This is a genomic window from Simiaoa sp. (assembly GCF_051972595.1).
GTDB lineage: Bacteria > Bacillota > Clostridia > Lachnospirales > Lachnospiraceae > Acetatifactor > Acetatifactor hominis.
This window is the reverse complement of record NZ_JBOKRY010000052.1, coordinates 1-19,506: the sequence shown is the minus strand read 5'-3', so window position 1 is coordinate 19,506 and position 19,506 is coordinate 1. Positions and strand designations below refer to the sequence as shown.

Annotated in this window: 22 protein-coding genes and 1 tRNA gene; 16 read left to right on the top strand and 7 right to left on the bottom strand. The window is 43.7% G+C overall.

Annotated elements, in window-relative coordinates:
* Positions 1-219 precede the first annotated feature (219 nt).
* Both ACTRDR_RS13595 and ACTRDR_RS13590 read right to left on the bottom strand, forming a co-directional pair.
* Positions 220-477, bottom strand: coding sequence for a hypothetical protein (locus ACTRDR_RS13595; protein WP_022153800.1), 258 nt, complete (start codon positions 475-477; stop codon positions 220-222).
* Between the two features lie 280 nt (positions 478-757).
* A complete protein-coding gene (locus ACTRDR_RS13590; protein WP_118545984.1) occupies positions 758-1,330 on the bottom strand; it encodes a helix-turn-helix domain-containing protein in 573 nt (190 codons plus the stop codon).
* Positions 1,331-1,959: 629 nt separating this feature from the next.
* Between ACTRDR_RS13590 and ACTRDR_RS13585 the strand changes: the two genes are divergently transcribed.
* The 6 genes from ACTRDR_RS13585 to thrS all read left to right on the top strand — a co-directional run bounded on the left by ACTRDR_RS13585 (position 1,960) and on the right by thrS (position 9,121).
* Positions 1,960-2,730 (top strand): LytR/AlgR family response regulator transcription factor, encoded by a 771-nt coding sequence (locus ACTRDR_RS13585; RefSeq protein ID WP_440528107.1) that lies wholly within the window; start codon positions 1,960-1,962, stop codon positions 2,728-2,730.
* The gene (locus ACTRDR_RS13580; RefSeq protein WP_440528106.1) at positions 2,705-3,913 is read left to right on the top strand and encodes a sensor histidine kinase; all 1,209 of its coding nucleotides are present in this window, start codon (positions 2,705-2,707) and stop codon (positions 3,911-3,913) included. Before ACTRDR_RS13585 ends, ACTRDR_RS13580 begins: the two co-directional genes overlap by 26 nt.
* 115 nt (positions 3,914-4,028) lie before the next feature.
* Positions 4,029-4,610 carry a hypothetical protein gene (locus ACTRDR_RS13575; protein WP_440528105.1) on the top strand — a complete coding sequence of 194 codons (582 nt, stop codon included), beginning with the start codon at positions 4,029-4,031 and terminating at the stop codon, positions 4,608-4,610.
* Positions 4,611-5,172: 562 nt separating this feature from the next.
* The gene (locus ACTRDR_RS13570; RefSeq protein ID WP_440528103.1) at positions 5,173-6,345 is read left to right on the top strand and encodes a GDSL-type esterase/lipase family protein; all 1,173 of its coding nucleotides are present in this window, start codon (positions 5,173-5,175) and stop codon (positions 6,343-6,345) included.
* Between the two features lie 172 nt (positions 6,346-6,517).
* A complete protein-coding gene (locus tag ACTRDR_RS13565; protein ID WP_176862946.1) occupies positions 6,518-7,021 on the top strand; it encodes a CarD family transcriptional regulator in 504 nt (167 codons plus the stop codon).
* Between the two features lie 336 nt (positions 7,022-7,357).
* Positions 7,358-9,121: a threonine--tRNA ligase gene (gene thrS, locus ACTRDR_RS13560; protein ID WP_440528102.1), complete on the top strand. Its 1,764-nt coding sequence runs from the start codon at positions 7,358-7,360 to the stop codon at positions 9,119-9,121.
* Positions 9,122-9,235: 114 nt separating this feature from the next.
* Here the strand turns inward: thrS and ACTRDR_RS13555 are convergent, their stop codons facing one another.
* A complete protein-coding gene (locus ACTRDR_RS13555; RefSeq protein WP_440528100.1) occupies positions 9,236-9,877 on the bottom strand; it encodes a class I SAM-dependent methyltransferase in 642 nt (213 codons plus the stop codon).
* A 320-nt stretch (positions 9,878-10,197) separates the two neighbouring features.
* Here ACTRDR_RS13555 and ACTRDR_RS13550 point away from each other — a divergent pair, with 320 nt between their 5' ends.
* The 6 genes from ACTRDR_RS13550 to ACTRDR_RS13525 all read left to right on the top strand — a co-directional run bounded on the left by ACTRDR_RS13550 (position 10,198) and on the right by ACTRDR_RS13525 (position 13,148).
* Positions 10,198-10,518, top strand: a complete 321-nt coding sequence (locus ACTRDR_RS13550) for a DUF1540 domain-containing protein (protein ID WP_176862940.1) — start codon at positions 10,198-10,200, stop codon at positions 10,516-10,518.
* A gap of 389 nt (positions 10,519-10,907) precedes the next feature.
* Positions 10,908-11,402, top strand: coding sequence for a translation initiation factor IF-3 (gene infC, locus ACTRDR_RS13545; RefSeq protein WP_022153560.1), 495 nt, complete (start codon positions 10,908-10,910; stop codon positions 11,400-11,402).
* A gap of 66 nt (positions 11,403-11,468) precedes the next feature.
* A complete protein-coding gene (rpmI, locus tag ACTRDR_RS13540) occupies positions 11,469-11,666 on the top strand; it encodes a 50S ribosomal protein L35 (RefSeq protein ID WP_022153561.1) in 198 nt (65 codons plus the stop codon).
* Between the two features lie 23 nt (positions 11,667-11,689).
* On the top strand, positions 11,690-12,046 hold the full coding sequence (gene rplT / locus ACTRDR_RS13535; RefSeq protein WP_022153562.1) for a 50S ribosomal protein L20: 357 nt from the start codon (positions 11,690-11,692) through the stop codon (positions 12,044-12,046).
* 86 nt (positions 12,047-12,132) lie between these two features.
* Positions 12,133-12,363, top strand: coding sequence for a hypothetical protein (locus tag ACTRDR_RS13530; protein ID WP_022153563.1), 231 nt, complete (start codon positions 12,133-12,135; stop codon positions 12,361-12,363).
* Positions 12,360-13,148, top strand: a complete 789-nt coding sequence (locus tag ACTRDR_RS13525) for an HAD family hydrolase (RefSeq protein WP_440528099.1) — start codon at positions 12,360-12,362, stop codon at positions 13,146-13,148. Before ACTRDR_RS13530 ends, ACTRDR_RS13525 begins: the two co-directional genes overlap by 4 nt.
* Positions 13,149-13,239: 91 nt before the next feature.
* On the opposite strand, the gene ACTRDR_RS13520 is transcribed toward ACTRDR_RS13525, so the two are convergent.
* The 4 genes from ACTRDR_RS13520 to ACTRDR_RS13505 form a co-directional block, all read right to left on the bottom strand.
* Positions 13,240-13,310, bottom strand: a tRNA-Gly gene (locus ACTRDR_RS13520).
* 80 nt (positions 13,311-13,390) lie between these two features.
* Positions 13,391-13,816, bottom strand: a complete 426-nt coding sequence (locus tag ACTRDR_RS13515; protein WP_176862935.1) for a toxin-antitoxin system HicB family antitoxin — start codon at positions 13,814-13,816, stop codon at positions 13,391-13,393.
* A gap of 2 nt (positions 13,817-13,818) precedes the next feature.
* Positions 13,819-14,067: a hypothetical protein gene (locus ACTRDR_RS13510; RefSeq protein WP_176862932.1), complete on the bottom strand. Its 249-nt coding sequence runs from the start codon at positions 14,065-14,067 to the stop codon at positions 13,819-13,821.
* 86 nt (positions 14,068-14,153) lie between these two features.
* Positions 14,154-14,426 (bottom strand): type II toxin-antitoxin system HicB family antitoxin, encoded by a 273-nt coding sequence (locus ACTRDR_RS13505; RefSeq protein ID WP_176862930.1) that lies wholly within the window; start codon positions 14,424-14,426, stop codon positions 14,154-14,156.
* Positions 14,427-14,755: 329 nt separating this feature from the next.
* Between ACTRDR_RS13505 and ACTRDR_RS13500 the strand changes: the two genes are divergently transcribed.
* The 4 genes from ACTRDR_RS13500 (at position 14,756) to ACTRDR_RS13485 (ending at position 19,376) form a co-directional block, all read left to right on the top strand.
* Complete coding sequence (locus ACTRDR_RS13500) at positions 14,756-15,226, top strand: MarR family winged helix-turn-helix transcriptional regulator (protein WP_440528097.1); 471 nt, start codon at positions 14,756-14,758, stop codon at positions 15,224-15,226.
* Positions 15,227-15,263: 37 nt separating this feature from the next.
* Complete coding sequence (locus ACTRDR_RS13495; protein ID WP_440528095.1) at positions 15,264-16,595, top strand: MATE family efflux transporter; 1,332 nt, start codon at positions 15,264-15,266, stop codon at positions 16,593-16,595.
* Between the two features lie 143 nt (positions 16,596-16,738).
* Positions 16,739-18,193 (top strand): aminoacyl-histidine dipeptidase, encoded by a 1,455-nt coding sequence (locus tag ACTRDR_RS13490; protein WP_440528094.1) that lies wholly within the window; start codon positions 16,739-16,741, stop codon positions 18,191-18,193.
* Positions 18,194-18,332: 139 nt separating this feature from the next.
* Positions 18,333-19,376: a threonine aldolase family protein gene (locus ACTRDR_RS13485; protein WP_440528093.1), complete on the top strand. Its 1,044-nt coding sequence runs from the start codon at positions 18,333-18,335 to the stop codon at positions 19,374-19,376.
* Positions 19,377-19,506 lie beyond the last annotated feature (130 nt).

The window sequence follows — 19,506 nt, the reverse complement described above, 5'->3', positions numbered from 1 at the left end:
ACGGCTTTTTCACCACTTCTTATATGCTTGTAAGTACATAATTTTTGCAGTCATGGCACAAGAAAAGCTCCCTCACAGGAAGGAGCTTTGTCTACAGTCTGAAGAGGGCTACCTATAATTATGGGTAGCCCTCTCAAAATGGAAGTAGCGTTATGGAGGAAAGAAACATTTCCTTACATGACACCCTTTACACAAACATAGCAACTATCATACAATTTTCTACGATTCTCTCTGTTGATCCTTTTTTTTCTTGTATAACAGCCATAGCGCTACGCTGAACAATGCAAGTACAAAAGTTACTATATAAATCAAGAAACTATCACTTGCCTTAACTGCCACGAACCAACCGTTTGCTCCTCCTGAATGCTTCAGAATGGCAAATCCATTATATTGCGCTATCAGTTTTATGATTGATAAACAGATGCCAATCACACTCAGCACAGTGAGTATAATGCTACACACTTTTATTTTTTTCACTATCATTATCCTCCTTTTATTCTGAAACACAATCTGCGCTGTTATATTAGTTAGGCACTGGTCCTAATCCCAACAGACCCGCAAGAAAAAAAGCACAGACAACAAGAAGAAAATTTCCTATGCCTACACATCCGATAATTAAGAAATTGGGTATGAACTTTTCCTAATGACTCTGTTGTATAAATAAGCACTTAAAAACCCTATTCCTAATGCTCCCGATATGACAGGCAAATATGCTACCACTGTAAATAATACCCTATCCACTCCAATCCTCCTTTCCTCAATTCGCTATAGGTCCTCCAAGCGCAAACGCAAAAAGCAATAACAGACAGATTACGACTGGAAATAGCAATGCAAATATTCCTAATATTAGCGTAACATAATAGCTTAATTTCATCCTGCGCCTATGAATGGAAAGAGCAATCAGTACAATTCCAATTCCCAAAAATATAAAAGGCATACATACAAAAACAAATGCCTCCCACTGCATTAGATCAATTAAAAAAATCAGCAATACAACGGATGTAACGGATACAACGCTAATAATAATATTTCTTCTCTCAATTTGTCGTTGATGAACTACCAGACTAATAACATTGTCCAATACCTCCGTAGCTTTATCCGCTGATATTTCTTCTTTGGGTTCTCTTTCTGACTGCATTATTTCTAATACACTAACCTCCAATACATCGGCCAACGGTTTTATGGTGTTAATATCCGGAAAACCCAATCCCCGTTCCCACCGTGAAACCGCTTTATCTGTTACACTTATTTTCTCTGCCAGTTCTGCCTGCGTCCACCCCTTCTCTTTCCTAATTGTTGCTATAAATTCTCCAAACTTCTTGCTGTCCATACTTTCCTCCTCTTTCAGCGTAATTAGATTTTATTATATTTCCTCATTTTATCAACCGATGAATCGTAGAGTTCCGCAAAAATCGCATAAATACGCTCTTTTTCAAATTAATATTTAACTTATTATATCAAAGCAACACCTTCTAACATAGCCTATATTCCCTTTGCACAAAATTGGCACAAAACTTTCCCAACTTGGCACAGCTTTGCGATTTACACGGTAAATCCCCTATGTTAAAATGGGTATCGTGAAAATTCATACATACCAGAAACGCAGGAACGAAGCACCCCCCGGCTTCTCCTGCGTTTTTATTACGCAAAGCTGACACTTACATAGGTCAGCTTTGTGCTGTTCAGGAGGTGACATTTTGAAAAAAAGAATCCGGCGGTTGCTGCTGTCCGAAAGAGGCGACTCCTCATATATCAGCAGCTTTGTCTACATTCTGAAACGGTCTTTGGCATAAGTCAAAAGACCGTTTCTTTATGTATACTTTTAATGAATAAAAATAATGTAACTATTCAGAACACCATTCGCAAAACCGCCTCTGCGAGGCTTTGTTCTGAATAGTTACAAAATAATTTGAAAAAGGACATAGTTATGGCATAATTATACTATAAAGGAGGGGGGAAATGATGGGAAAGTATACAGCATGGAAAATGAAAGCTGCAATATGTGATGATACGGTAGAAGATGCGGCGTTCATAGAAAAACATATAAAAGATTATTTCATGACAAAAAGCATTCCTTATGAATGTAATGTATATCAGAGCAGTAAGGCATTGTGGTATGAAATTGAGGATGGTCAAGCGTTTGATCTGTTGTTTTTGGATATCGAAATGCAGGAATTAAATGGCTTTGAACTGGCAGCTAAAATTCAGGAAACAGCACCGGATATTCTGATCATCTTTGTGTCAGCTTACGAGAGTTATGTGTATAAATCATTTGAATTCCGACCATTTCGTTTTATTCCGAAGCAACAAATGGAAAGCATGATCACACAGGCACTGGAGGCAGCATTCAGGGAAATTGTATCACGTACCTCAGAGGTTTATATTGCAGAAAACCAACAGGGCATAGAAAAAATCCCATTTAGAAAAATTGTATATATTTGGAGAGAAGGCAAGTATTTATATATTGAAAAGACGGATGCTACCAGGTGTAAGGTAAGAAGCTCCTTAAAAAAGATATCGGAGAAATTACCGGAAGATGAATTTGTATGGGTGGATCGGGGATATTTGTGTAATTTATATCATGTGAAACAGATCAAAGATAACCAGATGGTTTTATCTACGGGGCAGCAATTGTACATCGGAGAACGACGGCTGGCGCAATTAAAACATCAGATAATGGAATATTGGCAGGCAGGTACGGATAATGGAAAATGGAGTACAAATGATTAAAATTCTGTGGAGCATACACAATTCGGCATGGCTTCTGATATGGATGGATATGCTTTTTGATCGGAGAAAATACATAGATTCAGATAAAAAATTTATTGTAACAATTTTTTTATCGGGAATGCTATGGTATGGTCTGCAAAAGTATTTGTCGTGGATTCCGTTACTGCTACTTCTTACTATTTTGGGATACCTGTTATGGAATGGCTCTGTGGAAAAAGTGGCATCCCTTGTAGTCAGTTATGTTTTTATCTGGACCGTTTTACTGGGCCTGGTGGAACATTTCTGGACAAATGCGGAATTTTGCGCACAGGCAGGATGGCTGATCTTAAATGGTATATTGATATCTGCTATAAGACATAAAGGAATAGGAAAAACTTTTACAGCGTTGAATCTGTTGAAAACATTTGGCATTGCTTTCTTCAGTACAGCATTTCTGTGTGATTTTTTTATGGATATGATTTATGGAAATGCAATTCAGAATTATGTTTTCCTGTCCTGCCTGATGAGTCTGCTTCTTATGGTATGTTTTTACTTCCGCCAATCGCAACTGAAGATGCAAATCTCTGTATTAGATACACAATATGAGCTGATTGAGAGCCAGTATGTCAGAGCACAGAATTTCTATACAGAAAATGCGAAACTGTATCATGATATCAAACATCATCTGCGAGCGCTGGAGAGACTTCTGCAAAATGGTGATCAGAGAGAAGCCTTAGCATATATAGAGAGCGTGCAGCAACCGCTGCAGTGTAAAATGATTCCGGTACATACAGGCGTAGATATTGTAGATACTGTAATTTATGAAGCAAAAGAGAAAGCAGAACAGCGCAATATTCTTTTGGTGGTCGAAACACCGATTCTTCCGTCAGAGCTAAAACTGGAGGATAGAGAATTTTGTGTATTATTTGCTAATTTATTGAGCAATGCATTGGAAGCAGCAAAAGAACAAATCAGATTGAATATTGCAATAACAGCAGGATTTCTTGTGATTGAAATGCAGAATGACTATAAGGAAAAACCAGTGGTTAAAAATAATCATTTTGTATCTGAGAGAGAGCAGGATTCGTTAGCGCATGGCTGGGGAATGAAGATTATTGAACAAATCGTGGAAAAATATCAAGGAGAATTGTCAATCAGGGTTGATATGCAGGTAAGCATTAAAATATTGATGGACGTGCTATAATTGGTAGTCAGATTTCTGCTTTTTGTGGACAAATTATGATAACAATAAAAAAATAAGTTATTATAAAAAAGAACGAAAGAGCAACAAAAGTCTACGAAATTAGAAGGAGAATTCTATGATGAAAATCAAGGAAGCTGTTAAATGTGTGCCTGTGATTTTAGGATATTTTTTGTTAACTGAGTTTGGCAAAATGATAGAGTTTTGGATTTTCATGGCACATCAAACGGAAAGTGATTTATATGAGCAACAATGGAGTTGGATCACTATGCCGGAGAGCCGGTTCTTTCAGATTCCGGGAAACACAGGACTGTTGTTTGCTGCATTGACAGCAGTTGTGTTATGTATGTTAGCTCATGGGAAAGACTTTCGTGTGGGACAGTTGAAAAAGATTAAGGAAACGATACAAGGAAATTGGAGAAAAATAATGCTTCAGACAATATTAATAGTGGGTGTAGTATTGGGAATGTCTTATACCAGATTCCTGGATCGTATTGCCTCCGTTATATCCATGAAAGATATTTATTTCTATATCAGTGGTACCGGCGCACTTGCGGGAACACAGGTACTTGAAAATATAGCTGAAAGGTTTTCTATCCTTGTCACATTTCATGAACCTGATTTGTTGATAATTCCGATTTCCTTTTTAGTATTTGAACTATTAAGAGTCTGTTTTGATTCTAAAATGACACTAACTTAAGAGATAAATTTTTTACTCTTCCAGAAAATGCGAAAGGTAGAAACGGGAATTATCATAAGTTATACAGCTAAGTTGAATGAGGAATAAGAGAAGAAAATGATGAAGGGCGGACTTTGGCGGTGCCAGGGTTCGTCTTTTATGATATAATGAGCCTCAAGGAAAAACAAGTGGCTGCAAAACAGACATTTGTTTTTCTGGGCTCATTAGCGAACGAATATCCTGCGAAGCAGGATGTAAAGTACGATAGCACGAATTCGTGAGCTTTATGATATAATGAGCGCAAGTGAGCCAATATGCTTGCATAATTGGCGAACGGCGAATTTGATCATGATCGTTGCGAAGCAACGGTAAGCACCCTAGGTGCGAATCATGATACAATAAAGAGAAGCAGCAAATATGAACAAAGGAACAGCAGAAGGAGAGAAAAACAAATGACCGTAGCAGAAGCAATACGTGAATATGTCGATGAAACCGAAGGCTGGAGCTCTATGAGCAAGAGTCGGAAAAGGGTCTGGGGATCCTGGATAGTTACAGACTGAAATAGAAAACGGAGAGTTAAACAGTGAAAAAACATATTTTGTGCATCGGAGATTCCAATACCCATGGGCTCTGCACCGATCCGTCGGAGAGTGCCGACCACGGCAGCAGATATAATGAAGAGGAACGTTGGACTTGTCTGTTACAGAAAGCACTGGGAGAGGAATATCTGGTCATTGAGGAAGGCTTAAGCGGCAGAACCTGTGTGTATGATGATCCGGACATGGATTCCGTGAATCTGCTGCCGGTATTGCATGCCCTGTTGAACAGCCACGAGCCGTTAGACCTGCTGATACTGATGTTAGGTACCAATGATTCCAAGGTGAAATTCAATACGGATGCGCGGAAGATTGCAAAGGGCATGCAGATCCTCTTGGAAGAGGCGAAATCGGTTCCCTGCTGGGGAAAGAATGGACCGAAGATCCTGATCGTGGCACCGGTTCCCATCGAAGAGGGTGTGATTTATCCTGATTTTAATGAAAACAGTGTGGAGACAACGAGAGCACTGGCAAGAGAATATGCTTTGCTGGCGGTGGCAGAGCAGGTGGATTTTCTGGATGCGGGAGGCTGTGAACTGACGAAGGCAGATCACGTACATTTGACAGCCAAGGGGCACAGACAGTTGGCGGAGCGGATGGAAACGGCCGTGCGGGAGATTCTGGAAGCCCCGGAAGCGGAAGTGGCGGAAGGCGAAGGGGGAAAAGAGAACGATGAGGCAGAGGAGATTGTAACGGCAACAGAGGCAGACCTGCCCAGAATCCTGGAGATCTATGACATCGCCAAAGCTTACATGCGGGCAAACGGCAATCCGAACCAGTGGAACGGAGCCTATCCGGATTCGGAGACGCTGCGGACAGATATAGAGAAACAGCGGCTGTACGTGTATAAAAAGGCCGGAAGCATCCACGGGGTATTCATGCTTTTGCTGGAGGAGGAACCGACCTATGCTTATATCGAGGATGGAAGCTGGCGGAAGGAGACTCCTTACGGCACGATCCATCGCCTGGCAGGAGACGGGGAAGTAAGGGGCCTGTTTACAAAATGTGTTGCTTTTTGTGAGAGCAAAGTGAAATATCTGCGGGCCGACACCCATTTCGATAATCACACCATGCAGCACTTATTGGAGAAGAACGGCTTTGAACGCAGAGGCATTATTTACTTAAAAAACGGAGATCCACGCATCGCCTATCAGAAATAATGCACAACACCTGACCGATTTCTTATGAGCAATATTCACGAAAATAATCAGAAACGCCGAAAGATACTGACATTTCGGCGTTTTTTCTGTTAAAATAAGGATATACTATTGGTAGTAAACGGAAATTGTGTTTTGCATTTTTCTGCAATCGGCAGAGGAAAGGAAGGTTAAGGTGTTTCAGAAGGGCGAACGTGTAGTATGTGGCAGTAAGGGAGTCTGTGTGGTGGAAGAGATCACAACATTAGACATTGCGGGAGTGGATAAGAAGAGAGAGTATTATATTTTAAAACCTTTGTATCTGTCCTCCAGCACGGTATATATTCCGGTGGATACGGCGGAAGGTTCCATGCGTAAGGTGCTTGCGCACGAGGAAGCGGAGAATCTGATCCACAGGATCCCGGAGATCCCGCTGATCACCATTGCCAATGATAAGCTGTTAGAGCAGGAATACAAGAATTGCTTAAAGACCAGCAGCTGCCAGGATCTGATCCGGATCATCAAGACGATCTACCTGCGGAAACGTGCCAGAGAGGAAGCGGGACGCAAGGAGACAGCAGTGGATGCCAGATATTTTCGTATTGCAGAGGATCATCTGTATGGGGAATTGGCCGTAGCTTTAGATATGTCCAGAGAAAATGTGGAAAGCTATATAAATACCTCTTTACAATCCGTGTGAAAAGGACTATGATATCAACATAAGTCCTAAAGCAACAGATTTTAAGATCAGAAAACGTTGAAGAGAAGAGTAGGAAGCATAGAAAGGCACCAGAGAGAACCGCCCTGTTATTAGGAACAGGAGCTGTGAGCGGTTTTGCCGGATGCGGACGAAGACCATCTCCGAGTGGCTTTAATACAGCCCGGCAGCTCCCGTTACGAGCAAATGAGTGGCAGTTATTTTTAATAAAATAATTGCAATCAGGGTGGAACCGCGTGTGATACGTCCCTTGCAGATTGTTGCAAGGGACTTTTTTGGTGCTGAATAGTTTAGAAAACAACAAAAAGGAGAATGAAAATGGTAAATTTTAAGGAAGACGAAAGACTTTCAACGCTCAATCATTCCTGCGCACATGTTATGGCACAGGCAGTAAAGCATCTGTACCCTCATGCAAAATTCTGGGTAGGACCTGTGGTAAAAGAAGGATTCTATTATGATATCGATCTCGGCAACGATGTAGTCAACGATGAAGTGATCGCTGCCATCGAAAAAGAGATGAAGAAGATCTGTAAGGAAGGCAAGAAGATCTACAGAAGAGAAGTATCCAAGGCAGAAGCTATGGAAATGTTCAAGGACGATATGTACAAGCTGGATCTGATCAGCAATCTGGAAGACGGCAACATTACTGTATACGATCAGGGAGATTTCACCGATCTGTGCCGTGGACCTCATGTAGACAACACCAAGCTGTGTAAGAACTTCAAGCTGGTAAAACACTCCGGAGTATACTGGAAGGGTGATGCCAGCAACCACGTAATGCAGCGTATCTACGGTGTCTGCTTCCCTACCGCAGAAGAACTGGAAGCACATCTGAAGGAGTTAGAAGAGGCCAAAGAGCGTGACCACAGAAAGATCGGTAAGGAGATGGAACTGTTCATGTCCGATGATCTGGTAGGCCGCGGACTTCCCATGTTCCTTCCTAAGGGCTACACCGTATGGCAGGAGCTGGAGAATTATATTAAGGATAAAGAGAGAAGACTGGGATATCTGCACGTTATGACTCCCTGTGTAGGTACTGTAAATCTGTACAAGACCTCCGGTCACTGGGATCACTACAAGGAGAACATGTTCCCTCCCATGGAAGTGGAAGGCGAGTCCTTCGTACTGCGTCCCATGAACTGCCCTCACCACATGATGATCTACGCTAACACGCAGCATTCTTACAAGGATCTGCCCATCCGTATCGGTGAGATCGCGCATGACTTCCGTTTTGAATCCAGTGGTACCCTGAAGGGTATCGAGAGAGGCAGACATTTCTGCCAGAACGACGCCCATCTGTTCGTAACACCGGAGCAGATCGAGTCCGAGTTCTCCAAGGTAGTAGACCTGATCTTTGATACCTACAAGGATTTCGGTATTACCGATTACAGATGTGTCCTGTCCCTGAGAGATCCGGAGGACAAAGTAAAATATCATGATGACGACGAAATGTGGAACAATGCAGAGGACGCTCTGCGCAAGGTTCTGAACGACCTGGGCATTGAGTACACCGAGGAGATCGGGGAGGCTGCATTCTACGGACCGAAGCTGGATGTTAATGTAAAGCCTGCGGTAGGTAACGAGTACACCCTGTCTACCTGCCAGCTGGATTTCTGCCTGCCCGCCAAGTTCAACCTGACCTATGTGGACAAGGATGGACAGAAGAAGACTCCCGTGGTCCTGCACAGAGCAATCTTAGGATCCCTGGACAGATTCATGGCTTATATCCTGGAGGAGACCAAGGGCAACCTGCCTCTGTGGCTGGCTCCCGTACAGGCAATGATCCTGCCGGTCAAGAACGACGACGAGGAGCTGAATGCCTATGCACATGATCTGTACAGTTATCTGCTGGATAATAACATCAGAGCGGACATCGATGAGAGAGCAGAGAAGCTGGGTTACCGTGTAAGAGAAGCACAGGTGAAGAAGATCCCTTACCTGATCATCTTAGGAAAACAGGAAGCACAGGACGGCACCGTAAGCTATCGTCTGCATGGACAGCAGAACACCACTACGGTATCCAAGGATGAATTCCTGGCTATGTTAAAGGATGAGATCGCAACCAAGAAGCTGAGCAAGTAAGCTGATTGCCGAATAAAATCAAGTAGGAAAATATGAAAATCGCCGTTTCCTTATAAAAATAAAAAGGGAGACGGCGATTTTTTGAATGGTATGACAAGAAACAGTATTTCGATATTAGTTTTTACGAGCAACGAGCTGGGCACGCATTTTTGCCTGTGCCTCGAAAGAAACCACTTCAAAACCGGCAGTTTCCGCAAACTTCCGAAATTCTGCACCGGAATACAGTCTGACATCTCCATGACCGCACAGATGTGCCAACGGCATCTCGATATGATTGCACAGCCACAGAAGCACTTTGGATTTCGTGGTGTAGTCCCGCAGGATCAGACGGCCGTTCTTTTTCAGAACCCTGTAGGCGTTATTGAAAAAGTCCTGAGGATTCGGATAGTGATGGAAGCTGTTGGAAGAGATGATTGCATCGAAGGTGTCCTCAGGGAATGGAATGTTCTCGCAGTCTCCCACGACGAAGTTGGTATTCGACAGGTTCTTGGCCTGGGCTACGCGGATCATTTCCGGGGTCAGATCCAGTCCGGTGTAATGTTTGTCGGGATATTTTTCATGTAACAGTTCGATCACGGGACCGGTGCCGCAGCCACAGTCCAGAACAGAGTCAAAGGGCTCTTTTTCCAGTTCTTCCAAAAGATAAGGATAATCATCTTTACACATTTCATAAATGCCGGAGTGACCGCTGTCGTAGACTTTGGCGGCCTCGGTGAATTCTTTGACGGAGAGTGCTTTATATTCTTCGGATGTCATTGGAAATCCTCCTGTTAAAAATATTTTGTAACGATTCAGAAACTCTGAAAGAGCGCTTTTGTGAAGGGGCTGAATAGTTACAATTTTTTAATTATTAAGTGTATGAATAAAAACAAATAGTTAGTCAAAACTAACAATGAAAATATAGCACACATTCCATAAAAAATCCAGTAGAAGGCATAAGTTTTTCAAATCTGCACAGACTATCCATGACGCGTGGCGGAACTGCATCTGCTCTTTTGCCGCGTGTCCCCTTTTAAAATTTTAAAATCAAAAAAGAAGATGAGACGCCGCAGAAAGCGGCAGAAGGCGAGGGAGACATGGCAGATTTAAAATGTGTTGTGGAAAATTGTACCTATAATAAGGATTGTCTGTGCAGCAAGGGTGATATCATGGTGGGAGGCAAGCATGCCTGCGACTGTGACGGAACCTGCTGTGAAAGCTTTGCACAGAAGAGAGAGGGAAGAGAATCTTTCAGTAATTCCCTGTCTCATCCAAGCCATACCATCAGCATCGACTGTGAGGCGGTAAAGTGCATCTATAACAGTAATTATAAGTGTGTGGCGGATCATGTAGATATCAAGGGCTGCGGAGCCAGCGACTGCAGAGAGACCGCCTGCGCTACTTTTTCGGAAAAGTAAATCAGTATTCCGGCTTGACAAATGTTCCGAAACTGCGGATAATAAAGCAGGTAACCGGATTCGGCGGGAGACCGCCGGTACATAGATTCCATGATAAAACTAGAAAATAAAAAATGGGATAAAAAATATCAGAAACGGGGTTGACATCCGGAAGACTCCGTGGTATTCTATTTAAGCGTGTGAAGAACACGACACAACAAGCAGAGTATCCACTCTCACCTTACGGCGCAGGCTGGTAAGCGTTCAGATTTTTTCATAGACAGAGAACTCGTTTGGAATTTGTTTGAATGAGGGCAGTCCGTGAAGGGAACAGGTGGATAGTTATGCTATCTGCTTTTTTTTTTGTTTAACACATTTTCTTATGGAGGTACACAACCATTAGCGATTTAATGATTAATGAACAGATCAGAGACAAAGAAGTACGACTGATTGGAGAAGACGGAGAACAGCTCGGAATCGTTTCTTCCAGAGATGCCCTGAAGATGGCAGAGGAAGCCGGACTCGACCTGGTGAAGATTGCTCCTACGGCAAAGCCTCCTGTTTGTAAGATCGTGGATTACGGTAAGTACAAATACGAGCAGGTGAGAAAAGAGAAGGAAGCAAAGAAGAAGCAGAAGGTCATCGATATCAAGGAGATCAGACTTTCCCCCAACATCGATACCAACGATCTGAACACCAAGATCGGTGCAGCCAGAAAGTTCCTGACCAAGGGAGACAGAGTGAAGATCACCCTGAGATTCCGCGGCAGAGAGATGGCACACATGAACAACAGCAAGCATATCTTAGATGATATCGCACAGAGCCTGTCCGATATTGCGGTAGTGGAAAAAGCTCCCAAGGTAGAAGGCAGAAGCATGACAATGTTTTTAACTGAGAAGCGTTAATTCGTACAGTTAAAAAGTGTCGGATTCCGACACGATAGATTAAGTAAAGTTTAGGAGGAACTCGTTATGCCCAAAATGAAGACAAGCAGAGCAGCAGCTAAGCGCTTTAAAGCAACAGGAACCGGTAAGTTAAAGAGATCTAAAGCTTACAAGAGCCATATCTTAACCAAGAAGTCTACCAAGAGAAAACGTAATCTGAGAAAGCCTGCAATTACGGATGCAACTAATGTTAAGAATATGAAGAAGATTTTACCTTATTTATAATTCAGGCGAGGAGGAAATAAGACATGGCAAGAATTAAAGGTGGCTTAAATGCCAAGAAGAAACACAATAGAGTATTAAAGCTTGCAAAGGGCTACAGAGGCGCAAGAAGCAAGCAGTACAGAGTAGCAAAGCAGTCTGTTATGAGAGCTCTGACCAGCTCTTATGCAGGTAGAAAAGAGAGAAAGCGTCAGTTCAGACAGCTGTGGATCGCTCGTATCAATGCAGCAGCCAGAATGAACGGTTTATCTTACAGCAAGTTCATGTACGGTCTGAAGCTTGCAGGCGTTGATATGAACAGAAAGATGCTGGCAGACCTGGCAGTTAACGATGCAGAAGGTTTCAAGACCCTTGCAGAGCTGGCTAAGTCCAAGATCGCGTAAATAATAGCAACTGTTAAGGCTGGACACATTATCTTCGGATGGTGCGGACAGCCTTTCTTTTTGCAACTATTTGGAAGGAGACCATTATGATAAATCCCGGAATGATGATGAAACTGATGAATGCAAAGAATACCTTCGAGAGCAATCATCCCAAATTTGCAGCGTTTGTAAGCAGATTTTTTATGGGTGGAGCGATCACGGAAGGAACCATTATCGAGATCACGATCACAAGACCCGGTGAAGAGCCCGTGTCCACGAATCTGAAGGTACAAAAATCCGATCTGGATCTGGTAGAGGAGCTTAAGAACCTGAGATGAAGATAATATTTTTTGATATTGATGGAACCTTAATATGCGGAGGAAGTGAATTGATGTCGGAGAGCACGAAGGAAGCCATCCGCATCGCCAGAGCCAACGGTCATATCTGCATGATCAACACCGGGCGTACGAAACGGCTGGTAGGGGAAAATCTTACCGGACAGGTGGAATTCGACGGATTGTTATTGGGTTGCGGAACGGAGATTCAATATCATGGAAAACAGCTGATGCACAAGACATTTTCCATGGAGGAGTCTAAGGCAATTCTGGCAGCTATGAAAAAATATCATGTGGATGCTGTCCTGGAAGGCAGCAGGGAAGACTATGCTCCCAGAGGAGAAGAAGTATTTACCGAGACTTTCCGCCATATGGCACGTGAAATTGAAAATCGAAAATACGATCGCTATGCCAATGCACCGGGCAACTATGATAAATTATATGCATATGCAGAGACTCCGGCGGGAATGGTCGGAATGAAGCATGATCTGTCGGAAATACTGGATTTTATCGACAGAGAACAAGGGTTTTACGAGATTGTTCCCAAAGGCTATTCCAAGGCAACTGCGATCCGTTATATTACGGAATATCTGAATATTCCGATGGAAGATACAGTAGCCATTGGGGATAGCAATAACGACCTGCCGATGCTAAAGTATGCTCACACCAGCATAGCTATGGGTAATTCCAGCAAACAGGTGCTGGAAGCGGCAGATTATATCACCACGGATGTCGATAAAGACGGCATCTGGAACGCTCTGAAGTGGTTGGGAGTGCTGGATAAGTGAAAGCAACAACACTGTTGTGAAAATATGTAATTTGAAAAAGCGTGAAAGCCAATAGGATACCGACTTTCACGCTTTTTAAGCAAATGAACGAAGCAGATAACGGGAGTCGAACCCGCCTTTCCAGCTTGGGAAGCTAGCGTTCTACCGATGAACCATATCTGCAAAGAACTTAGAATATTATAACCTATGTTCTTCTTTTTTTCTAGTCCTAATTTTAAAATCATACTTTTGAAGCAATAGTATTAAGATTGACCGAATTGTATGATTGAATTAGATGTTTTATCAATACTTTTAGTACTTTTTGAATTACTGGTATTTCTTTCATTCAGCATGCTGTTGTAATATACGATTGCATCGTTAATATACTGATTAAGACTGATACCCTGTTTCTTTGCAAGGTCAGAAGCTTGTTCGTGAACGAAAGGAGAGAAACGTAGAGAAACTTTCCCGCTGTATTGCGGTGAATCTGTTCTTACATGCATATCGGGAATAGGAATGCCACATTGCTTGGCAGTTTCCAACCATTCAAATTCGTTTCCTTCTAATTCATTGACAGCTTCGGCGGTTGTTTCACCTTGACCAACACAACCTTTTAAAATTTTACTTTTAGCTACCCAGAATAAGTGATCTTCAACTTTCATTTGATAGACTTCAAATTCGTATTTCATACCTATTCTCCTTTAATCTGATCGAAAAGATTTTTGAGTTCTTTCACATATGCTTCGCCGATACAGTTTCCATGCATAGGAATCGGGATTACGGTACCGGATGACTTGTGAACAACTTTTTGGCTGTGATTACCGCCGGTTACAATTTCACATCCAAAATAAGAAGCAAGAACCCTGACATCATCAAATGTAATATCGTTTGGAATGGGCTTTCTGTAGAATTTTTTTAATCTTTTTTCTATTGTACTCATAAAACCTCTTTTTATACTTAAATAGTATCACATGCGATACCAAAAGTCAAACTGTTAATAATGCGAGCTTATAGAAACAAAATGTGTTATACAGATTTAAAATATGTAGATTCCCAAGTAATATCTACATATAAACTGATAGTATCTGAAGTGAATATGTGTATATCGGTGGATGCAGGCAACGGTTCACCGTTTTCCAAACGCGATATTATAGCTAGTTTGACAGCATCACGTGCCATTTCGTAGGCATTCCACAGGCTCGCTCCCTGTGTCAGACATTCTGGAAAATCAGGAAACGAAACCCAAAAGCCTCCTTCGTCGGCCTTATGAAAAAGTGCCGAATAAATAAGTTTGTTCATAATAAACGCTCCTTGTATAAATATAAAATAATAGTGTCTTGGGGTAACATAATAAATATAAAAGATATACAGAATATTTCAGAATAGCATCAGCCGCCGAGTGCTCTATGGGATATTCAATAAGGTGAACCTAGACACTGGCGATACGGGCGTACCGCACTCCTCCCGGAACTGATGCTGAAGTTATTATACAACGATGCATGGAAAGACACAATGGGATGTGTTCTTTCTGTGCACTTTTTTATGAGTTGACAATCATCCGATTTCGGATTATAATACAAAATTATCCGATATCGGATAAAATGTATTTGAAAGGAGACTGGAAGCGTATGGAAGAGCAGAGAAGAAAAGCCATGAAACAAATGGCTCTATATAATCAGTTATTGAAGGAATCGGATGATATTTACCGTGTGTATGCTAAGAACTGTAACCTGTCGGAAACCGCGTTCTGGATTCTCTATTGCATCAGGGAGAGGGAAGGAGAGACTTTCACACAGAGAGAAATCTGCAACTATTGGTTTTACACGCCGCAGACGGTGAATTCCGCTTTGAAACATATGGAAGAGGATGGCTTGCTCACACTTCGTGCAGAAGAAGGCAACCGCAAGAATAAGAAGATATACCTGACGGAAAAGGGAGAAAAGCTGGTGGAACAGATCGTAGATCCCCTGATGGATGCTGAAGTACGGGCAACGGAAAGCTTAGGAGAGCAGGAAATGGAAAAGTTCCTGCAGATCATGAAAAGGCAGACAGAATTATTTCGGGAGGAAGTTACAAATATCAAGAAAGAAAGAGAGTAGTGTGAAAAATATTCTTCACTCAGAAATGAGGAGTTTTATGAAAATACAATTATCGGATCATTTTGACTATAAACGATTGCTGCGTTTCGTGGCACCATCCATTTTAATGTTGTTATGTACTTCAATCTACAGTATTGTAGACGGATTTTTTGTGTCTAACTTTGTGGGGAAAACACCTTTTGCAGCGCTGAATCTGGTGATGCCGGTGCTGATGGGTGTAGGAACGATCGGTTTCATGGCGGGGACCGGTGGAAGCGCCGTGGTATCCATGACGTTGGGAGAAGGGAAAAAGGAACTGGCGAATGAATATTTTTCTCTGATCGTATACGTGACACTGGCTGTGTCTGTTGTCCTGGGACTGATCGGATATGCATTTGCACCGCAGATAGCATTGACACTGGGAGCAAGCGGTGATCTAGAGGCGGATTGTGTGTTATATTCCCGTATCCTGTTTCTGTCTACACCGGCATTTGTCATGCAGTATTTGTTCCAGAGCTTCTTCATCGCAGCGGAGAAACCGGCACTCAGCCTGAAGATCAATGTCCTGGCGGGCCTGATCAATGCGGTGCTGGATTATGTTTTAATTGTGGTATTCCCCCTGGGACTGGCAGGAGCAGCGCTGGCAACGGCGGCAGGACAAGTCGTCGGCGGAGTAATCCCAATCATCTTTTTTGCCGGAAAAAACAGTAGTCTGTTGCGACTTGGAAAGACAAGGTGGCACGGAAAAGTCATCTGGCAGACCTGCATGAACGGTTCTTCCGAACTGGTGACGAATCTGTCTACGTCCATTGTCGGTGTGCTCTATAACTTTCAGCTGATGGAAGCGGCCGGAGAAAACGGCGTGGCGGCATATGGTATCATTATGTATGTGGATATTATCTTCATGACCTTGTATCTCGGTTATTCCCTGGGATCTGCACCTATCGTAAGCTTCCACTACGGTGCGGGCAATCATGCGGAATTGAAGAATCTGTGCCGAAAAAGTCTGGTCATCATCTCGGCCTGCGGTGTGATATTACTTACGGCTTCCCAGATTCTGGCAGGGCCGTTGGTGAAGATCTTTGCAAGCTATGACCAGGAATTGCTAGAGATGACGACTTGGGGATTTCGGATCTATGCTATCGCATTCCTGGTGAGAGGCATGAATGTCTGGGGATCTTCTTTCTTCACGGCACTGAATAACGGAGCAGTGTCTGCGGCAATCTCTTTCCTGCGGACCTTTGTGTTCCAGATCATTATCGTGTTGATCCTGCCGGGAATGATCGGCATTACCGGCGTATGGTTGTCCATCGTGATTGCGGAATTTTTAGCGCTGTTCGTGACCATCGGATTTTTGATTGCGAAGAGGAAAAAATATCATTATGCGTAATCCGTGGGCCTTTTTCTATTCTTGACAGAAAAATAGCAAATATTTATACTGGGATTGTGCGGATCGTTACGAGCTTTGAGATTGTATAGGACGATCTGCAGGCAAAATGGATCCAAACAAAGAACAGAAATGAGGAAATGAAAATGGCTGTTTTATCGAATTTAGAACCGAAGAAAGTGTTTTACTATTTTGAAGAGATCACGAAGATCCCTCACGGATCCGGAAACGTGGATCAGATCAGTGATTTTCTGGTAGATTTTGCGAAAGCACATAAGCTTTTCTATATACAGGATGCTATGAAAAATGTCATTATGGTCAAGGAGGCAACTCCCGGATACGAGAATGAGCCGGTAGTGATCCTGCAGGGACACATGGATATGGTAGCGGTGCAGACACCGGAATGCACCATGGATATGAAGACGGAAGGATTGAAAGTAGGGATCGACGGAGACAGCGTTTATGCGAAGGACACCAGCCTCGGTGGCGATGACGGTATCGCTGTGGCTTATGCACTCGCATTATTGGATTCTGAGGACATCAGGCATCCCCGTTTGGAAGTCATCATTACGGTGGATGAGGAAGTCGGTATGGACGGAGCCAGAGAGATCGACCTGTCTATGTTACAGGGACATCGTATGATCAATCTGGATTCCGAGGATGAAGGCATTTTCCTGACCAGCTGTGCCGGCGGTGCCAGAGTGAACTGCCGTTTTCCGATGAAAAAACAGGAGCTTACCGGTATGCGCTATGAGCTGGAAGTCTTCGGCCTCTTAGGAGGACATTCCGGCGGAGAGATCCACAAGGAAAGAGGCAATTCCAATTGTATCCTGGGAAGACTTTTGTGGAAACTGTCTGGGAAAATGCCCGTAGGACTGGTATCTGCGGACGGAGGACTGGCAGACAACGCCATTCCCAGACAGACGAAAGCAGTAGTCGTAGTAGAGGAAAAAGATGCAGAAAGCTTAGAGCAGCAGGTAGCAGCTTTGGCAGCAGAACTGGGGGATGAGCTTGCTACCAAGGATCCGGACGTAAAGGTAACCGCGAAAAAGTTAATAGACACTGCCGAGACAATCACCTGTGCTGCTCCGGAAGATACAAAACGTGTGGCAGCCTTTTTGCAGGCAACTCCCAACGGTGTACAGGCCATGAGCGCAGATATGCCGGGGCTGGTACAGACCTCTCTGAATCTGGGTATTCTGAAAGCGGATGCGGAAGTTTTGCGGGCAGAGTATTCTGTCAGAAGCAGCGTGGAAAGTGAGAAGGATAACCTGATCGCAAAGCTTTCTGCACTGGTGGAACTGACCGGTGGCGATTACGTGGTGACCGGAGATTATCCCGGCTGGAAGTACCGTGTGCATTCTCCGTTGCGGGAAAAAATGGTGAAGCTGTATGCGGAAATGTACGGCACTGAGCCCAGGGTGGAGGCTATCCATGCAGGCCTGGAATGCGGACTGTTAGGCAGCAAGATCGCAGACCTTGACTGTGTGTCCATGGGACCGGATATGAAGGACATTCACACTACCGAGGAGACCTTAAGCATATCTTCCACGAAGAGAGTGTGGGAGTATCTGGTCAAGGTACTGGAAACGAAAGATTGACAGAATTTGAGTAACAGGAAGTCCAAAGAACCAAATAAGATAGAAACAATCGAAAAATGTAAAGAGTTAGCAGATAGAAAAAGCTAAAATATGAATAACGTTGGAGGAAATACACTGTCACGGCGGTGTTGATAAAAAAATGAGCGATAAGATTTTATTCCAGTGTGACTATAATGAGGGAGCGCATCCGAAGGTGCTGGAGCGTCTGGTGCAGACCAATATGGAGCAGACACCGGGTTACAGCGAGGACAAATACTGTGAAGAGGCGCGCAAGAAGATCCGTAAGGTCTGTGGGGATGACAGCCTGGCAGTACATTTCCTGGTAGGTGGAACCCAGACCAATGTCACCGTGATCAATGCGGCACTTCGCAAGCACCAGGGTGTGCTCTGCGCTGTCACGGGACATATTAATGTCCATGAGACCGGTGCGGTGGAAGCCTGCGGACATAAAGTACTGGGATTACCCAGCCCCGACGGTAAGATCACGGCAGCGCAGGTAGCAGAGGCTTACGAAGCCCATATTCACAACGACAGCTTTGAACACATGGTACAGCCGAAAATGGTGTACATTTCCAATCCCACAGAGGTGGGAACCATTTACAGTAAAGCAGAGCTGACCGCTCTGTCCGAGACCTGTCACAAATACGGACTGTATCTGTTCTTAGATGGCGCCAGACTGGGCTACGGACTGGCAGCACCGGACAACGATCTGACATTGCCGGATATCGCGGCGCTTTGTGATGTGTTTTATATTGGTGGAACCAAGGTCGGAGCATTGTTCGGAGAAGCAGTAGTGATCAAAAATCCGGAGCTTGCACAGGATTTCAGGTATATTATCAAGCAGAATGGCGGCATGTTAGCCAAGGGAAGACTGCTGGGTCTGCAGTTTGACGCTCTTTTCACGGATGGTCTCTATCAGGAGATCTCCGCCCATGCCATTGCCATGGCGGAGAAGCTGCGGGAAGCATTTACGGCAAAGGGCTACACTTATCTGGCACCCAACCGGACGAATCAGATCTTCGTCATTGTACCGGATGCTCATCTTGAAAAAATCGCAGAGCAGTTCGAGTACAGCTATGACCAGCGGATCGATGCCGCACACAGTTGCGTGCGATTCTGTACCGGCTGGGCGACGAAGGAAGAAAATGTGGATGCACTGATCCGGTGCGTGGAAAAATTATAATATGTTTGGAAGGTTCCGCAAGCCGGGAAAGGTTTGCGGAATTTTTTATGGGCTTTAGCCTGTTGAGTGCATCGAAGTTTCTCCAAACGGAGAAATGGAGATGTGCGAAACAATAAACCACCTGCTATGC